Here is a 17,273-nt window from a genome sequence, read left to right on the forward strand (position 1 = left end):
AAATCATGATCGAAATCCGTGCAGCAAACCAACGGGGCCGTGCGGAGCATGGCTGGCTCAGCTCCCGTCATACGTTTTCGTTCGCGAACTACTACGATCCGAAGCAAGTCGGCTTCTCCGACCTGCTGGTGATCAACGACGACCGCGTCGCCCCGGGCCGCGGCTTCGGCACGCACCCGCACCGCGACATGGAAATCCTGTCGTACGTGCTCGACGGCGCGCTGGAGCACAAGGACTCGATGGGCACCGGTTCGGTGATCGTGCCGGGCGACGTGCAGCTGATGAGCGCGGGCACCGGCGTGCGCCACAGCGAGTTCAACCACTCGCCGGAACTGCCGGTCCACTTCCTGCAGATCTGGGTCGGGCCGGCCGAAAAGGGTGCCGAGCCGCGTTATCAGCAGACGAACGTCACGGCCGACGACAAGCGCGGCAAGCTCGCGCTCGTCGTCTCGCCGAACGGCGACGCCGGTTCGCTGAAGATCCGGCAGGACACGCGGATCTACGCAGGCTTGTTCGACGGCGATGAACGCGCGACGCTGGAACTGGCGCCGAACCGCTTTGCCTACGTGCACGTGGCACGCGGCAGCGTGACGGTCAACGGCGTGACGCTCGGCGAAGGCGACGGCGTGCGCATCCGCGACGAACAGGCGCTGACGTTCGCCGACGGGAAGGATGCCGAAGTGCTGGTGTTCGACCTGCGTCCGGTCGAAGTAACGGCCGAGTGGGCATGACGCCCGTTCGGGAAACCGGGCCCCGCTGAACGCGGGGCCCTTTTAATCGGAGATTCGCAACATGGCCAAGGTACTCGTTCTTTACTACTCGTCCTACGGGCACGTCGAAACGATGGCGCAGCATATCGCGGAAGGCGCGAAATCGGTGGCCGGCGTCGAGGTCACGCTCAAGCGCGTGCCGGAAACGATTCCCGTCGACCAGGCCCGCGCGATCGGCGTGAAGGTCGATCAGGCCGCGCCGGTCGCGACGGTGGACGAACTCGCCGACTACGATGCGATCATCTTCGGCACGCCGACCCGCTTCGGCAACATGGCCGGCCAGATGCGCACGTTCCTCGACCAGACCGGCGGCCTGTGGATGAAGGGCGCGCTCGTCGGCAAGATCGGCAGCGTGTTCGCGTCGACCGGCACGCAGCACGGCGGCCAGGAAACGACGATCACGTCGTTCCACACCACGCTGCTGCACCACGGGATGGTGATCGTCGGTGTGCCGTACGCCTGCAGCGGCCTCGTCAACATGAACGAAATCACCGGCGGCACGCCGTATGGCGCGACGACGCTCGCGGGCGCGGACGGCAGCCGCCAGCCGAGCGCGAACGAGCTCGATATCGCGCGCTACCAGGGCAAGCACGTCGCGGAAATCGCGAGCAAGCTCGCGTCGTAACGCGACGGCCCGGCCGTTCGGGCCGCCCCGCACATGCGCGAACGGCGCCGGTCGATCCGGCGCCGTTCGCGCTGTGCCGAGGTTACGGCCGTTACTGGCCCGATGCCGGGGCGGCCGGCGCCGCCTTCGTCGCGGGCGCCTTCTGCGCGGCGTTCTGCGGATAGTTGCTCTGGTCGTTGGTCAACCGGTAGCCGCTGCCCGTGCCGATCGCCTTCAGGTCCGACGCATGCCGCGCCCGGGCGGCCTTGCGGGCCGCCTTCTTCTGCGCCTTGTCGAGCTGCTTCTGCGTCGGCGCGGACGCCGGATCCTGCGCGTATGCCGCCGGCGCGGCGGTCAACAGCAGACCGAACGACGCCGTTACTGCTAGTGCCACCGATACCACGCGAGACTGCTTCATGGCCGGATCTCCTTGTCGATTGTTGAAAGTGGGTCGAACACCGGCGCGCACACGACCGCTTGCGACATCGGCGCCGTTGCAACGTTAGCCGATCAGTATTCCGTTGTCCGTGTGCGTTCCTGAATTCTCCTGATAACGGCCACGATACATGCGCACCGCGAAAGCCGCCGTTTCGGCGCCGCGCCGGCGCCATCAGGGAAACCGATAACCCGGCCCGGCGGGCGCTCAGATCCAGCGCGACAGCACCGGCAGCAGGATCGGCACGACGAAGGCGGTCAGCACGCCGTTCAGCCCCATCCCGAGCCCGGCGAACGCGCCGGCCTCTTCGCTGACCTGGAACGCGCGCGCGGTGCCGATCCCGTGCGACGCGACGCCGAGCGCGAAGCCGCGCACGGCCGGTTCGTCGACCCGCAACGCATTGAGGATCCCGCGTGCGCACACCGCCCCGAAAATCCCGGTCGAGATCACAAGCACGGCGGTGAGCGACGGAATCCCGCCGATTTCGGCCGCGACGGCCATCGCGATCGGCGTCGTCGCCGATTTCGGTGCCAGCGACGCGATTGTCTGGTGCGACGCGCCGAACAGCGCCGCGATGCCCACCGCCGACACGATCGCGGTCAGCGAACCCGCGAGCAGGCCGACCAGCAGCGGCACCGCGGCGCGGCGCAGCTTCGACCACTGGCGGTACAGCGGCAGCGCGAGCGCGACGGTCGCGGGGCCGAGCAGGAAATGCACGAACTGCGCGCCTTCGAAATACGTCGGATACGGCGTGTGGGTGATCGTCAGCAGCACGACGATCAGCGCGACCGCGATCAGCACCGGGTTCGCGAGCGGGTTGAAGCGCGCCCGCGCATAGACGGCCTGCGCGAACAGATAGGCGATCAGCGTGATGGTCAGGCCCAGCAGCGGGGTCGCGGCGAGATAGACCCAGATCGCGCCGAGTGTCGGGAAGGCCGTCATCGCGTGCCCTCCGCCGCGCCGTCCGCGCGCCGCTGTCGGCGCAGCAACGCGCGCGTGACGAGCGCGGTCACCGCGATCGCGAGCGTGGTGCTCGCCGCCAGCGCGACGACGACCGCGACCGCATCGCCGCGCACGCGGTCGGCCGACACCATGATGCCGACGCCGGCCGGCACGAACAGCAGCGACAGATGGCGCAGCAGCTCGAGCGCGGTCGGCTCTATCGCGTCGGCCACCTGCGGGCGCAGCATCACGAAGCCGAACAGCAGCAGCATGCCGATCACCGGGCCCGGCACCGGCAGGCCGAACAGGTAGGACACGCCTTCCCCGAGACACTGGAAAGTCAGCAAGACCGCGAATGCCTGCAGCATGAACCGCTTCTCCCGAACGGGGCCGCGCTGCCGGACGGCCGCGCGACCGATGGCCGGCGGGTTGCGGCGCCGGCGTGAACGATACGCGCGATCGTACCAACTTCACGCGCGATCGGACATCGCCGCGCGCAGCTGCGGGATGACACCACCGGCTGCACGGCGTGCGGCCTCCTGCCGCCACGCGTCATCCCGGCACCGGTTCGGCCGACATCGCGCTGCCCGGGTCGTGCGCGTTGCCGGATACGCCGGCCACGGGCAGCGTGAGCGTCACGGTCGTGCCCTGCCACGGGGCGCTGCGCACGTGGATCTCGCCGCGGTGCCGGTCCACGACCGCCTTCGCGAACGCCATGCCGAGCCCGACACCCTTCGTGTCGGGCTGTCCCGGCAGGCGAAAGCGCCGGTAACGCTCGAACAGGCGCGCCTGATCCTCGGCCGCGATCCCGTAGCCGTTGTCGCGAATCACGCAGCACACCGAAGCACCGTCGTCCGCCAGCTCGACGCTGCACGCGATGCGGGTATGCGCGGCGCTGTATTCGACCGCGTTCCGCAGCAGATTGACCAGCGCACGCGACAGCAGCGCCGGATCGCCATGCACGAGGGCGTCGTCGCACGACGGGACGTCGTCGATCGCGATGTGCTTGTCCCGCGCACGCGGCCAGATTTCGTCGCGAGCCTGATTCATCAGGTCGGCCACGTTGACGAGCTCCGACGCGTACTCGCCCGCCTCCGCCCGCGACACCTGCGCGAAACCGTCCGCCATCGCGAGCGTATGACGCGCCAGCCCGCCGATCTCGTGAAGACGCCCGCGCAGCGCGCAGTCGGGCGGGCAGGCGGCAGGCGCGTCCACAAGCACGATGACCGACGTGAGCGGCGCACGCATGTCGTGCGAGAACAGCGTCAGCATGTCGTTGCGCTGCCGCTCGAGCAGCGTGCGATGAACGTAGGCGCCACGCAGCGCGTCCAGTGCGTCGTTCACGTGCGCGATCTCGGGGCTCGTGCCCGGAACCCGGACGATCGGCGATACGTCGCCCTCGCTCAACGCGACGATGCGCCGGCTCAGCGCATCGAGCGGCTTCGACAGCGTCCGCTGCGTGCCGCGCACGAGCAGGAACAGGATCGCGACGCAACACGCCGCCTCGGCGCCGGACAGCATCATCCGCACGCGCGCCGCATCGCGCAGCGCCACCGCGCGCGCCCGCGTGAGGTCGAGCACGTGGTCGCGCAAGTGCGCCGACGCGTCGAGGTCGTGCATGATCCGCGACGCGAAATCCTCGGCGTTCATCGCATAGGTGCCCGTGCGCCCCGCGCGAAGCGTCGCGGCAACGAGCGGCAGGAAGCTGCCGTCCATTGTGTCGTTCAGCCGCGCCAGGTCGTTCGACAGCGTCGCGTCGTCGAGCGCCGGTGCAATCGCGCCGGCGATCAGTGCGCGCAGCTGCACGATGCGCCCGCGCATCTGTAGGATGCGCGCCAGCCGATCATTGTCGAGCGCCTCGTTCCTCACCAGCGGCGCGACGAACAGCGCGCCCAGCCGGCCGGTGTATTCACGCAGGTCGCCCAGCAGGCGCGCGAGGACCAGCGCGCCTGCCGTGTCCGGATGACGCATCGCCGTGCCCGCCATCACGCCGCTGGTCAGCGCCGCCAGATCGTCGGCGGCCGCGAACATGCGGTCCTGCGCAGCCTGCACCTGCCACGTCGCACGCGCCGCCGCGGGCCGCGCGGCGAGCGCATCGACTTCGCCGCGCGCGCCGGCCAGCCCGGCGCGTATCGACGCGAGCGCGTGCAGCGCGGCCCCGCGCTCGGATGCCCCGAGCGCCGCCGCCCGCGTGAGGTCGTCTCGCAGCGCATCGAGCGCCTGATCCGTGTGTGCGCGCGCATCGCGCACGGCCTGCGCTTGCGTGGCCGAATCGCGCCGCCGCAGCGCCAGCAAGCGGTTGGCCGGCCAGCGTTCGGCCGAGATCCGGTTCGACGCGATCATCATGCACTCGATCAGCGCGAAATCGCGCAGGTCGAGCATCCCCTGCCGATACTGCCGACAGCTTTCCCACAGATTCGTGCCGCACGCGACTGCCGTCAGCATCACGACGAGCACGATGCCGGCACGCATTCGCTGCCGGATGGACAGACCGCGGAGGTTCACGATGCCGGCTCGATGCGCACCGGATGCGCGCAGCCTTCTCCATCGGGCGAGCGCGCCGCGCCGGCCGACGCGAGGTGGCGACCGGCGTCATGCGCCGCGGACCGCGTGGGTCCTGCCGCGGCTGCCGTCGCCCCGCTAGCTTGCACACCATTCTCCCGATGAATCGCCCGCGGCGCTGCCGGTGCCGCGACTGGACGCGACGGCCGCCTGTACGTCGTGCCGTCGCGCATGACGCGTACCGGGCGCCACGCGCGGCGACGTCCCGACCGCGCGCTTGCCCGCACGCGCCGGCAGCCGGCAGGCGACGCACACGGGATGCCGGCGCAGCGCGTGGCGGTAGGTGATGAACGCCGCGCCGCAATCCCGGCATCGGGCGATGTCGAGCACGCCGGCGTCGACGAAGCGCACCAGCATCCACGCGCGTGTCAGGTCCAGCGGCAATCCGCAACTTGCGGCATCGCCCTGTTCGGCGTACAGCGTGTAGGCCTTGACGAGCGCCTCGAGTCGCGAGCAGCCCGCCTGGTTGCGCAGGAAGCGATAGATGCTGTGGAACAGCGATGCATGCAGGTTCGCGAACCACGTCATGTACCAGTCGATCGACGACGGCAGCAACCCCTTCGGCGCGGCCACGCCGCGCACTTCGCGATACAGGCGCACGAGACGGTCGCGCGGCAATCCGCACTCCACTTCCAGCATCTGCAGCCGCGCGCCGAGCCGGATCAGCGCCGCCGCGTGCATCGTCAGTTGCGCGTCGTCCGCGAGGCCATGCCGCCCGGCCCGACCGTTCACGATGTTTCCTCGTCGGGTAGCGCAAGGCCGGCCAGCACCATCGCGGTATGCACGCGCACGAGATCGACCGGCGGCGTCGCGCGGGTCAGTGCCGACAGCACACCGTACCGGCCCGGCCGCAATGCGCAGATCAACTGCCCCGCGGACGCGAGCTCGTTCATGTGCTTCATCGACAGCGCGGCCAGCGCGGCGGCGACATCGGCGGTCACACCCAGGCGAAACATGCCGGTTGCGCGATCCGACTGCAGCAGTCGCTGCGCAAGCCAGAGATACGACATGTTCAGTTCCCACATTGCATCGCTGTCGTTGGCAACCTTCATCGTTCACCTCGATTCATGCGCGATCAGGATCAATGATTCATCGTCAAAATGCGTGCCGATCATCCGGTTATGACGAACCGTTATTTTTTTGTGTTCGACGCGAATAACAGAAATTCACCGCCGCCGAACGACGCACATTGCGTGCGTGCAGCGCGCCGTCGATCAATCCTGAAGCGGCCGCCTGCTACGTCGCTCACATCGCCGCGATGCCGGCGACGCATCGAATGGCGCGCCCGCATTCACCTGCATTGCGAACTGTCGTGATTGAGTCTCGGCGATATTCCGCTGAATGTAAATGCGACGTTAGACGCAAGACAGATGCAGGACAAAAGCGACTTTAGTATTAAGACTTTCGTCTTGTACAATCCGGTTCGTTCGTATCGGTCCGACTCCGGATTCACTTATTCAAGCGTCCTCATGAAAATTCTGATCGTCGACGATCATGCGATCCTGCGGGATGGCGTGGAGATGCTGCTGCGCCAGAGTGACGACGACACGGTCGTCGTCCAGGCGAGCAGCGCCGATGATGCAGTGCGGCTGCTCGACGATCACACCGACCTCGACGCCATCGTGCTCGACCTGAAGCTGCAGGGCATGGACGGCCTCGACGCGCTCGCCGTCTTCGCGACGATGCGCCCGGGGCTCCCGGTCATCGTGCTGTCGTCGTCCGAGGATCCGGGCGCCGTGCGCAGCGCGTTCGCGCAGGGCGCGATGGGTTACGTGCCGAAGTCCGCCAGCCCGCGCACGCTGCTGTCCGCGATCCGGATCGCCCTCAACGGCGAACGCTACGTCCCGCCGCTCGTGCTCGACGACCCCGCGCTGCAGCATCAGGACGGCGCCGCTGCAGCACGCGGTTCGATGCTGACGCAACGACAGGTCGAAGTGCTGCGCTATCTCGCGGAAGGCGTACCGAACAAGGTCATCGCCGACAAGCTGGGCCTGTCCGAAAAGACCATCAAGGCGCACATTACCGCGATCTTCAAGGCGCTGAACGTCATCAACCGCACCCAGGCAGCGGCAGCCGGCAGGAAGGCCGGCCTCATCTGATCCGACGTCGGCTTGCGTCGCGACATTGCCATGCCGGCGCGGAACGCCTAAATTTTCCTCATTGTCCCCGCCCGTTCGAGGAGCGTGCGCATGACGCATGTCGACGAGCCGCCCGACGCGCCGGCCGACCATGAAGTCCCGTTCGACCTCGCCGCCGACGTGATCGCGCGCTGGCAGCGCCTCGTCGACCTGATGGCGGAAATCGTCGGCGTGCCGGCCGGGCTGATCATGCGCAACGTCGGCCGCGACATCCAGGTGCTGGTCGCGAGCCGCAACACCGGCAATCCGTTCTATCCGGGCGAATCGGCCGAACTGCACGGCTCGGGGCTTTACTGCGAAGCGGTCATCGCGAGCGGCGATACGCTGGTCGTGCCGGATGCGCGGCAATCCGCGCAGTGGCGCAACAATCCGGACCTGCGCGTCAACATGGTCTCGTATCTCGGCCTGCCGATCCGCTGGCCCGACAACACGCCGTTCGGCACGATCTGCCTGCTCGACTGCAAGGAGAATGCGTATTCGGAGCGCTACATCCGGCTCGTCGAGGAATTCCGCGACCAGATCGAAATGCAGTTGCAACTGATCCGCGCACAGCGGATCGCCGAACGCGAACGCCAGCGCGCCGCGCAGCTGGCCGAGAACTTCCGCCGGCAAAAGGATCTCGCGACGGAGGCCGTGCACGTCAAATCGAGCTTTCTCGCGGCCGCGAGCCACGACCTGCGTCAGCCCGTCCACGCGTTGAGCCTGTTCGTCGGCGCGTTGCGGCACGTGCCGATGCCGGCCGACGGCACGCTGCTCGTCGATCGCATCGACCAGTCCGTCAACGCGATGGACGCGCTGTTCACCGCGATCCTCGACATCTCGCGGCTCGATGCGGGCGTCGTGCCCGTCCATCGCCGGCCGTTCGCGATCGGCGCGGTGCTGGAGCGCGTGTGCCGCGAAGTCGCCGCCGACGCGCACGGGAAAGGCTTGTCGCTGTCGTACGTGCGCAGCACGGCGGTGGTCGATTCCGATCCGGTGCTGATCGAGCGCATCGCACGCAACCTGCTGTCGAATGCGGTGCGCTATACCGACACCGGGCGCATCGTCGTCGGCTGCCGGCGCACACGCCAGCACGTGCGCCTGCAATTCCTCGACACCGGGCGCGGCATTCCGGCCGACCAGCAGGCGCGCGTATTCGACGATTACTACCAGTTGCGGCGTCGCGGCGACGAGCCCGAACGGGGCGTCGGCCTCGGGCTCGCGATCGTGCGGCGCCTCGCGGGGCTGCTCGACTGTCCGCTGACGCTGCGCTCCGAACCCGGGCGGGGCTCATGCTTCGAACTGCAGTTGGTGCGGCTGGACACGGCCGTGCAGCCGGGCGCCGCCGCCGACGAGATCGCCGTCGACGAGGCGACGGCCGCCGCGCACCTCGTGGTCGTGATCGACGACGAAAGCGCGATCCGCGCCGGCATGTCGATGCTGCTCGAGCGCTGGGGCTACCAGGTCGTCACGGCCGCGTCGGTCGATGACGCGATCGCGTGCCTGGCATCGTATGAGGTGCGGCCGACCCTGCTGATCTGCGACCTGCACCTGCACGGCGACCAGAACGGCATCGCTGCGATCGCGCGCATTCGCGACGAGTACAACGCGGCGATTCCCGCGATGCTGATCACGGGCGACACGACCGCGCGACGGCCCGGCCGGCTGAAGCACGGCGGGTTCGTGCTGTTGCACAAGCCGGTGCCGAGCGACAAGCTGCGCGCGGCGATGGCGCGCCTGCTGCATGCGCAGGCGCCCGGGCAGCAGCGCGGGGCCAACGCCGGATAGTCGACGGTGCACCGGCGGCACGCAAAAGCGGCGGGCATCTGCCCGCCGCCGAGTCTTCGCACGCGCACCGCGTCAGGCGCGGCGCGCGTGCGGGCTTGCGCTTACTTCAACCGCGTCGCGAGCTCGTTCGCCATCGCCTTCGTCGCGGCCTTCGTCGGCGCATCCGTGGCCAGCGCATTCAGCAGGCCGAAATCATGGATGGTGCCGTCGTAGCGCGTGGTCGTCGCATCGACACCCGCTGCGTCGAGCTTGCGGCCGTATGCTTCGCCTTCGTCACGCAGCACGTCGAACTGCGCGACCTGGATCAGCGCGGGCGGCAGGCCCTTCAGCTGCGCGGTGCTCGCGCGCAGCGGCGACGCGTAGATCTCGTTGCGTTGCGCTTCGTTCTTCGTATAGGCGTCCCAGAACCACTTCATCATCGGCCGCGTCAGGAAGTGCCCTTGCTGATACGCGTTGTACGAACCCGTGTTGAAGTTGTGGTCCGTCACCGGCCACATCAGCCCCTGGAAGCGGATCGCGGGGCCGCCCTTGTCCTTCGCCATCAGCGCCACCACGGCCGCCATGTTCCCGCCGACGCTGTTGCCGACCACCGCGAGGCGGCTGCCGTCGACGCCGATCTCCGCGCCGTGCGCGGCCACCCACTTCGTCGCCGCATACGCCTGGTTGATCGCCACCGGGTAATGCGCTTCCGGCGACGGCGTGTAGTTCACGAACACCGCGACGGCGCCCGATTGCACGACGAGGTCGCGCACGAGGCGTTCGTGCGTCGGGAAATCGCCGAGCACCCAGCCGCCGCCGTGAATGAACACGAACACCGGCAGCGTGCCCGTCGCGCCCTGCGGGCGGACGATCGTGACCGGCACGGACAAGCCGTCCTGTTCGATCGTGCGGTTCGACACGTCGATGCCCGACAGGTCGACCTTCGTGCCGTTCTGCGCATCGACCAGCACCTGGCGCGCCTTCGCGGGGCTCAGCGTTTCGAGGCCCGGGCCCTTCTGGCCGTTCAGCGCGGCGAGGAATGCGCTCGTCGTCGCGTCGGGACCGACGGCGTCGGTGCCGGCGCCCGCGGCGAACGTGGTAGTCGTGACGGACAGTGCAGCGGCAACGGCGGCGGCGATCAGCAGCGGCTTGACGATCTTCATGGTGTAACTCCTTGGCTCAATCCGTGAATGACGATGTGACGGTGAATGTTTCGCAATGCGTACGATCAGACGAGCGTGAGCGTGACGTCGATGTTGCCGCGCGTCGCGTTCGAGTACGGGCAGACGACGTGCGCGCGATCGATCAGCGTCTGCGCGACGTCGCGATCGAGGCCCGGCAGCGAAATCCTCAGTTCGACTTCGATGCCGAAACCGTTCGGGATCGCGCCGATGCCGACGCTGCCTTCGATCGCGGCGTCCGCGGGGATCGCGATCTTGTCGCGCGCGGCGACGAACTTCATCGCGCCGATGAAGCACGCGCTGTAGCCGGCGGCGAACAGTTGCTCGGGGTTCGCGCCTGCGCCGCCCGCGCCGCCGAGCTCGCGCGGCGTGGTCAGCTTCAGGTCGAGGCCGCTTTCGGGCACCGTCGCACGGCCGTCGCGGCCGCCGGTGGCTTTTGCATGGGCGCGGTACAGCACTTTTTCGATCGACATGACAGACTCCTTTTTCAATCAGTGAGTGAAACAGCCTTCGAACCGGGGACCGCGTGCCGGCGGCTTCTTCGCCGGCTTCGCATTTGTTTATCTACTCATAGATAGATAAACACCCCCAAAAAAATGCAGAGGATCGATTCCTCTGCGCCAGCCATCTATCTACTACATGATAGATAACGAGATTCAATAAAAAGGCGGCGAACCGCCCTACCGCTCGCACGCCGCCGGTCAGCGTCGCGCTTTCCAGACGGCCTCGACATCCTCGAGACGCGCCCGCGTATGAAACAACCGACTCGCCAATACGCTGCCCTGGAACGCCGCGTACAACGTGCGCGCCGCCGTGTCGGGCTCGCCGCTGAACTGCAGCGTGCCTTCCTTCGCGCCTTGCGCCAGCAATTCCGCGAGCCAGCGCTCGTTGGCCGTGAAGAACGCCTGCACCGCCTGCCGCACGTTCTCCGGCAACGTTTCGATGTCGGACGCGAGCATTCCGCACAGGCAGATCAGGTTGCCGTCGCCCAGCGTGCGGCCGAACATCTTCGTGTACAGGCTCAGCTTCACGTCGGCCGGCAGCGCCGGATCGATCGCCCGCACGGCCGAGAGGACTTCGTCGCTGTAGGCCGCCACCGCTTCCAGCACCAGATCGTCCTTCGACGGGAAATAGTAGTGGATGCTCGACGTCTTCACGCCCACCAGGTCGGACAGGTCTCGATAGCTGAAGCCGTTGTAACCGCGCTGCATCATCAACGTGATCGCGTGGTCGAGAATCTGTTCGCGGACGGTCGGTTTCGTTTCCATGGACCGAACTTTATCTACTCATAGATAGATAGTCAAGAAGTATTTTTAGGGGCGCGATGACGATGCCTGCGAGCCCGATGCGCAAGGACGACGCCGTTCGCCTGGCCGGGCGGCTTACAAGCGGCCTGCAGCACGATCGAATCGATGCGACACTTCACGCCGGGCCACGCGAATCGCGGCGCAATGTCCATCGGCTGGACGAATGTGCCGGCACATGACGACCGCATCGCATCCGGCCCCGGCATCATCGGCCCGCTCGCTGCGTCGGGCCGCACAAGGAGAACAAGTCGATGTTTTCGTGGTTTGAACGGCGCCTGCCGACTTTCCCGCTCGAAGATCCCGTCACGCCGCCGCGGGGTTTCTTCTCGTTCGTCTGGGCGTGCACGAAAGGCGCGCGCAGCTGGATCCTGCTGATCGCGCTGACGTCGGCCGCGCTGGCCGCGTACGAAGCCGCGCTGTTCGCGATGATGGGCCGCGTGGTCGACTGGCTCGCATCCTCGACGCCGGCCGATTTCGGCGGCCGGCACTTCGGCACGCTCGCCGGGTTCGCGGCGATCCTCGCCGGCAGTGCGCTGCTGATCGCGCTGCATACGATGGTCAAGCACCAGGTGCTCGCGATCAACTTCCCGATGCGGCTGCGCTGGCTCTTTCACCGGCTGATGCTCGACCAGAGCCTGTCGTTCTACGCGAACGAGTTCGCGGGCCGCGTGACGACCAAGATCATGCAGACCGCGCTCGCGGTACGCGATGCGTTGTTCATGTCGGTCGACGTCGTGATCGGCGTCGCCGCCTATCTGATCGGCATCCTCGCGCTCGCGGCCAGCTTCGACTGGCGGCTGATGATCCCGCTCGCGCTGTGGGCGCTCGGCTACGGCCTGGCGTGCGCGTATTTCGTGCCGCGCCTCGGTGCCGTCGGCAGCCGCCAGGCCGATGCGCGCGCGCTGATGACGGGCCGCATCACCGACGCGTATTCGAACATCACGACCGTCAAGCTGTTCTCGCACACGCGGCGCGAAGCCGACCACGCACGCCGTGCGATGGAAGCGTTCAAGGCGACCGGCGACGCGCAGATGCGGCTCGTCAGCGCGTTCGAGGTCGTCAACCATCTGCTGTCGACGCTGCTGCTGGTCGGCTCGACCGGCCTCGCGCTGGTTCTGTGGATGCACGGCGAGGCGAGCGCGGGCGTCGTCGCGGCGGTGATCGCGATGGCGCTGCGCCTGTCGAGCTATTCGCACTGGATCATGTGGGAAATGACCGAGCTGTTCGAGAACGTCGGCACGATCCTGGACGGCATCAACACGCTGACGAAAGTGCACAGCGTGGTCGACGCGCCCGACGCGAAGCCGCTTGCGGTGCAGCGCGGAGAGATCGTGTTCGACAACGTGCAGTTCGCGCACGAGGACAACGATCGCGCGGTGTTCGACGGGCTGAACCTGACGATCCGGCCCGGCGAGCGGATCGGCCTGATCGGCCGCTCGGGCGCCGGCAAGTCGACGCTCGTGAACCTGCTGCTGCGCTTCTACGACGTGGGCGGCGGCGCGATCCGGATCGACGGGCAGGACATCGCGCACGTGACGCAGGACAGCCTGCGCGGCGCGATCGGGATGGTCACGCAGGATACGTCGCTGCTGCACCGGACGATGCGCGAGAACCTGCTGTACGGGCGCCCCGACGCGACCGAGCGCGAGATGCGCGACGCGGCCGTGCGCGCGGAAGCGTCCGAGTTCATCGACCGGCTGCGCGATCGCCATGGCCGAAGCGGCTACGACGTCGAGGTCGGCGAGCGCGGCGTGAAGCTGTCGGGCGGCCAGCGGCAGCGCGTCGCGATCGCGCGCGTGATGCTCAAGGACGCGCCGATCCTCGTGCTCGACGAAGCGACCAGTGCGCTCGATTCCGAAGTCGAAGTCGCGATCCAGCGCAGCCTCGACGACCTGATGCACGGCAAGACGGTGATCGCGATCGCGCACCGGCTGTCGACCATCGCGGCGATGGACCGGCTGATCGTGCTCGACGAAGGGCGCATCGTCGAGGAAGGGACGCACCAGCAGTTGCTGCAGGCGGGTGGTATTTATGCGGCGCTGTGGGCGCACCAGAGCGGCGGGTTCCTCGGGGAGACGGCGGATGTGGAAGGCGCGGAGCAGTGAGCTGCCCATCCGGACGCCGGTGACGCGCGGCCTCGTTACCCAGGCCGCGCGTCACCCGCGACATTACAAGCGCACGATCGTCGATTTCAGCTCGGTGTACTTGTCGAGCGCATGCAGCGATTTGTCGCGGCCGTTACCCGACAGCTTGTAACCGCCGAACGGGAAGTTCATATCATCGCTGCCGTCGCCGTAGCAGTTGACCCACACGGTGCCCGCACGCAGCCGCCTCGCCACCGCATGCGCGGTCGAGATATCGGCCGACCAGACCGCCGCGGCCAGCCCGTAGTCGGTATCGTTGGCGATCCGCACGGCCTCGTCGACATCGTCGAACACAATCACCGACAACACCGGCCCGAAAATCTCCTCGCGCGCGATCTTCGCATCCGGCTTCACCTCGAACACCGTCGGCTCGACATAGAACCCGCCCGTGTCCTCCTTCACGCGCGCGCCGCCCATGACAAGCTTGCCTTCGTCGCGCCCGGCACCGATATACCCCATCACGCGCTCGAGCTGCGTGCGGTCGACGATCGCCCCCATCGTCACCGACGGATCGAGCGGGTGCCCGGGCGCGAAGCGCCGCGACGCGTCGATCAGCTTCGCGACGAATGCATCCTTGATGTCGCGATGCACGAGCAGGCGCGAGCCGGCCGTGCACACTTCGCCCATGTTGAAGAAGATCGCGTCGGCAGCCGCCTGCGCGGCGCGGTCGAGATCGGGGCAATCGCGCAGCACGATGTTCGGCGACTTGCCGCCGAGCTCGAGCCATACGCGCTTCAGGTTCGACTGCGCGGCGCACGCCATGATCTGCTGCCCCGTGCGCGTCGACCCGGTAAACGCGATGCAGTCGACGTCACGATGCAGCGCGAGCGCCCTGCCCGGCTCTGCGCCGCCCGGCACGACGCTGAACACGCCGGGCGGAATGCCGGCCTCGCACGCGAGCTGCGCAACACGGATCGCGGTGAGCGGCGATTTCTCGGACGGCTTGAGCACGACGCTGTTGCCGGCCGCGAGCGCCGGCGCGAATTTCCACGCGGCCATCAGTAGCGGAAAATTCCACGGCACGACGGCCGCGACGACGCCGATCGGCTCGCGCGTGACGAGCCCGACCAGATGAGGGTCGACCGGCGCGACTTCGCCGCCGACCTTGTCGATCGCTTCCGCATACCAGTCGACACAATGCGCGGCGGCCGGCACGTCGATCGCCGTGGTATCGGCGATCGGCTTGCCGGTGTCGAGCGTCTCGAGCAGCGCAAGCTCGTCGAGGTGCGCGCGCATCAGCGCGGCCCAGCGCTGCAGCACCGCCTTGCGCGTACGCGGATTCATGCCGGCCCAGCTCCGCGCGTCGAACGCGCGGCGCGCGGCCGCCACCGCGAAATCGACGTCGTCGGTGCCGCAATCGGCCACGCGCGCGAGCACGCCACCGTCGATCGGGCTCACGCAGGCGAAGGTCGCGCCGGTGTGCGCGTGGCGCGCGTCGCCGTCGATGAACGCGCGGCCTTCGATCCGCAACGCGGCCGCGCGGGCCTGCCAGTCTTCGAATGTCGATTGATTCATGCGTTTCCTCGTGAAAACTCGCGGATCACGACCCGGTGACCGGATCGATCGGCGTGAAGATGCCCGCGCGCGCCTCGATCGCTTCGCCCGCGGCGAGACACAGTGCTTCCTCAAAGCGTCCGGCGACGAGCTGCACGCCGGCCGGCACGCCATCACGGATGCCGGTCGGCACCGACAGCCCGGGCAGCCCCAGCAGCGCGGTCGCGAGCAACGGCCCCTGCCGCTCGATGATCGCGCGCATCGCGTCGTCGCCGTGCTGATCGGCGTCGATCGCGAACGGCTGCGCGCACGACACCGGCATCAGCAGCAGCGGATGGCGCGCGAAGAACTGCTGCCAGTCGCGCAGCAGCGCGGTGCGCCGCGCGAGGCCGTTCATGTAGCCCTCGAGATCCAGCGGCGTCGCGAGACGGCGCTGGCTCGCGAACGCGGTACGGATCGCCGCGTCGCCGTGCTGCATGATCACGTCGCCGAGGCCGCCGCGCGCTTCGTTGGTCACCAGGTCCAGCCACAGTTCACACGCCTCGGCGAACCGCGGAGGCACCGCTTCCTCGACGACGCAGCCGGCTTCTTCGAGCCAGCGTGCGGCCTGCCGGATCGCATCGACCACCACCGGATCGGACGGCACGCCCGGCAGCGCCGGGCACACGGCCACGCGCGCGGGGAACGCGGCTTCGTGCGCATTCGGCGCGACCGGCATCCACCACGCATCGCGCGCGTCACCGGCCGCCATCGCGTCGAGCGCAAGCCGCAGGTCGCCGACCGTGCGCGCGAGCGGCCCCTGCACGGACGCGAGCTGCACCGCGAGCGTGCGGTCCTTCGACTGGGTCGGGTTGTACGCCGGCACGCGCCCGGTGCTGGGTCGCAGCCCGGCGACGCCGCACGCATAGGCCGGGTAGCGGATCGAGCCGCCCAGGTCGTTGCCGTGCGCGATCGCGCCGACGCCGGCGGCCACGGCCGCAGCGGCACCACCGCTGGAACCGCCCGGCGTCAGCAACGGATCCCACGGATTCGACGTGCGGCCGTGCAGGTCGTTGTCGGTGAACCAGCGGTACGAAAACGCCGGCGCATTGCTGCGCCCGATCACGATCGCGCCGGCCTTGCGCAGGTTCGCGGTCACCGGGCTGTCCTCGTGCGCGATCACGTCCGAAAACGCGCGCACGCCATTGGTCGTCGCATGTCCGGCCGTGTCGACGTTGATCTTCACCGTCACCGGCACGCCGTGCAGCGCGCCGACCGGTGCGCCGCGCGCGATCGCGGCATCGGCATCGGACGCGGCCTGCAACGCGCTGTCGGCCATCACGTCGACGATCGCGTTGATGACGGGGTTCACCGCTTCGAGCCGCTGCAGGCAACTGCGCGTGAGTTCGGTGGCAGACACGTCGCGACGCGCGACGCGCTCGGCCATCTCGGCCGCGCTGAGACGCCACAATTCCTGGGTCATGGGTTGCTCCTCCTTGATCTCGATGGTTGTCCTGAACCGGTCGCGTCACGCGAGCGGCTGTCCGGCTCGCGGTGCGTGCGACGCATAGATCTTGCGGCACGTTTCAACGACTTCCCACGTGCCGCGAAAGCCCGGCGGGATCACGAAGCGATCGCCGGCGCGCAGCACGCGCTCGCGGCCGTCCGCATCGCGGACGATCGCGACGCCGCTCAGCATCTCGCAATACTCGGACTCGTCGTACTCGATCGTCCAGCGGCCGGGCGTGCATGCCCAGATCCCGCAGCTGAACTGCCCGCACGGGCTGATGTAGTGATGCGACAGCGTCTGCTGCGGATTGCCGTCGAGCAGCAGCCCGCTCGGCACGCGGCTCTGCGTGAGCTTCGCCGGTGCCCGCATCAGGTCGACGAGATTCGTGATGTTGGTCATGAGTGCCTCCAGGGCATGAGTGATTCGAGACGTTTGGGTGCCGTGCGGACGGACGAGCCGC

The 17,273-nt window shown here is 68.2% G+C and carries 17 protein-coding genes; 5 read left to right on the forward strand and 12 right to left on the reverse strand.

The features are described 5' to 3' along the window. Window positions 1–5: 5 nt before the first annotated feature. Both CFB34_RS36675 and wrbA read left to right on the forward strand, forming a co-directional pair. On the forward strand, window positions 6–731 hold the full coding sequence (locus CFB34_RS36675) for a pirin family protein (protein ID WP_089444529.1): 726 nt from the start codon (window positions 6–8) through the stop codon (window positions 729–731). Window positions 732–792: 61 nt separating this feature from the next. After that, window positions 793–1,395 (forward strand): NAD(P)H:quinone oxidoreductase, encoded by a 603-nt coding sequence (gene wrbA / locus CFB34_RS36680; protein ID WP_039355294.1) that lies wholly within the window; start codon window positions 793–795, stop codon window positions 1,393–1,395. 91 nt (window positions 1,396–1,486) lie between these two features. Here the strand turns inward: wrbA and CFB34_RS36685 are convergent, their stop codons facing one another. The 6 genes from CFB34_RS36685 to CFB34_RS36710 form a co-directional block, all read right to left on the reverse strand. Further along, window positions 1,487–1,792 (reverse strand): hypothetical protein, encoded by a 306-nt coding sequence (locus CFB34_RS36685; RefSeq protein ID WP_089444530.1) that lies wholly within the window; start codon window positions 1,790–1,792, stop codon window positions 1,487–1,489. A 225-nt stretch (window positions 1,793–2,017) separates the two neighbouring features. Continuing rightward, complete coding sequence (locus tag CFB34_RS36690) at window positions 2,018–2,752, reverse strand: LrgB family protein (RefSeq protein WP_089444531.1); 735 nt, start codon at window positions 2,750–2,752, stop codon at window positions 2,018–2,020. Beyond that, window positions 2,749–3,120 carry a CidA/LrgA family protein gene (locus CFB34_RS36695; protein ID WP_089444532.1) on the reverse strand — a complete coding sequence of 124 codons (372 nt, stop codon included), beginning with the start codon at window positions 3,118–3,120 and terminating at the stop codon, window positions 2,749–2,751. Before CFB34_RS36695 ends, CFB34_RS36690 begins: the two co-directional genes overlap by 4 nt. A 184-nt stretch (window positions 3,121–3,304) precedes the next feature. Continuing rightward, window positions 3,305–5,257 (reverse strand): HAMP domain-containing sensor histidine kinase, encoded by a 1,953-nt coding sequence (locus tag CFB34_RS36700; protein WP_242808773.1) that lies wholly within the window; start codon window positions 5,255–5,257, stop codon window positions 3,305–3,307. A 135-nt stretch (window positions 5,258–5,392) separates the two neighbouring features. After that, window positions 5,393–6,046 (reverse strand): FlhC family transcriptional regulator, encoded by a 654-nt coding sequence (locus CFB34_RS36705; RefSeq protein WP_089444533.1) that lies wholly within the window; start codon window positions 6,044–6,046, stop codon window positions 5,393–5,395. Beyond that, window positions 6,043–6,366 carry a flagellar transcriptional regulator FlhD gene (locus tag CFB34_RS36710; protein ID WP_039355302.1) on the reverse strand — a complete coding sequence of 108 codons (324 nt, stop codon included), beginning with the start codon at window positions 6,364–6,366 and terminating at the stop codon, window positions 6,043–6,045. Before CFB34_RS36710 ends, CFB34_RS36705 begins: the two co-directional genes overlap by 4 nt. Before the next feature lie 417 nt (window positions 6,367–6,783). Between CFB34_RS36710 and CFB34_RS36715 the strand changes: the two genes are divergently transcribed. Then, window positions 6,784–7,413, forward strand: coding sequence for a response regulator transcription factor (locus CFB34_RS36715; protein WP_089444534.1), 630 nt, complete (start codon window positions 6,784–6,786; stop codon window positions 7,411–7,413). A 90-nt stretch (window positions 7,414–7,503) separates the two neighbouring features. Continuing rightward, entirely contained in the window at window positions 7,504–9,219 is a 1,716-nt protein-coding gene (locus CFB34_RS36720; RefSeq protein ID WP_089444535.1) for an ATP-binding protein, read from the forward strand. A gap of 101 nt (window positions 9,220–9,320) precedes the next feature. Here CFB34_RS36720 and CFB34_RS36725 read toward each other — a convergent pair whose 3' ends face one another. The 3 genes from CFB34_RS36725 to CFB34_RS36735 all read right to left on the reverse strand — a co-directional run bounded on the left by CFB34_RS36725 (window position 9,321) and on the right by CFB34_RS36735 (window position 11,647). Beyond that, a complete protein-coding gene (locus CFB34_RS36725; protein ID WP_089444536.1) occupies window positions 9,321–10,361 on the reverse strand; it encodes an alpha/beta hydrolase in 1,041 nt (346 codons plus the stop codon). 65 nt (window positions 10,362–10,426) lie between these two features. Continuing rightward, complete coding sequence (locus CFB34_RS36730) at window positions 10,427–10,852, reverse strand: organic hydroperoxide resistance protein (RefSeq protein ID WP_089444537.1); 426 nt, start codon at window positions 10,850–10,852, stop codon at window positions 10,427–10,429. Between the two features lie 228 nt (window positions 10,853–11,080). Beyond that, the gene (locus CFB34_RS36735; RefSeq protein ID WP_089444538.1) at window positions 11,081–11,647 is read right to left on the reverse strand and encodes a TetR/AcrR family transcriptional regulator; all 567 of its coding nucleotides are present in this window, start codon (window positions 11,645–11,647) and stop codon (window positions 11,081–11,083) included. 290 nt (window positions 11,648–11,937) lie between these two features. Between CFB34_RS36735 and CFB34_RS36740 the strand changes: the two genes are divergently transcribed. Further along, entirely contained in the window at window positions 11,938–13,791 is a 1,854-nt protein-coding gene (locus CFB34_RS36740) for an ABC transporter ATP-binding protein (RefSeq protein ID WP_089444539.1), read from the forward strand. 63 nt (window positions 13,792–13,854) lie between these two features. Here CFB34_RS36740 and CFB34_RS36745 read toward each other — a convergent pair whose 3' ends face one another. The 3 genes from CFB34_RS36745 to CFB34_RS36755 are packed head-to-tail and all read right to left on the reverse strand — an operon-like array spanning window position 13,855 to window position 17,212. Further along, a complete protein-coding gene (locus tag CFB34_RS36745) occupies window positions 13,855–15,345 on the reverse strand; it encodes an aldehyde dehydrogenase (RefSeq protein ID WP_089444540.1) in 1,491 nt (496 codons plus the stop codon). A gap of 25 nt (window positions 15,346–15,370) precedes the next feature. Further along, entirely contained in the window at window positions 15,371–16,786 is a 1,416-nt protein-coding gene (locus CFB34_RS36750; protein ID WP_089444541.1) for an amidase family protein, read from the reverse strand. A 45-nt stretch (window positions 16,787–16,831) separates the two neighbouring features. Beyond that, a complete protein-coding gene (locus tag CFB34_RS36755) occupies window positions 16,832–17,212 on the reverse strand; it encodes a cupin domain-containing protein (protein ID WP_089444542.1) in 381 nt (126 codons plus the stop codon). Window positions 17,213–17,273 lie beyond the last annotated feature (61 nt).

This window comes from Burkholderia sp. HI4860 (assembly GCF_002223045.2).
In the GTDB taxonomy this organism is placed as follows: domain Bacteria; phylum Pseudomonadota; class Gammaproteobacteria; order Burkholderiales; family Burkholderiaceae; genus Burkholderia.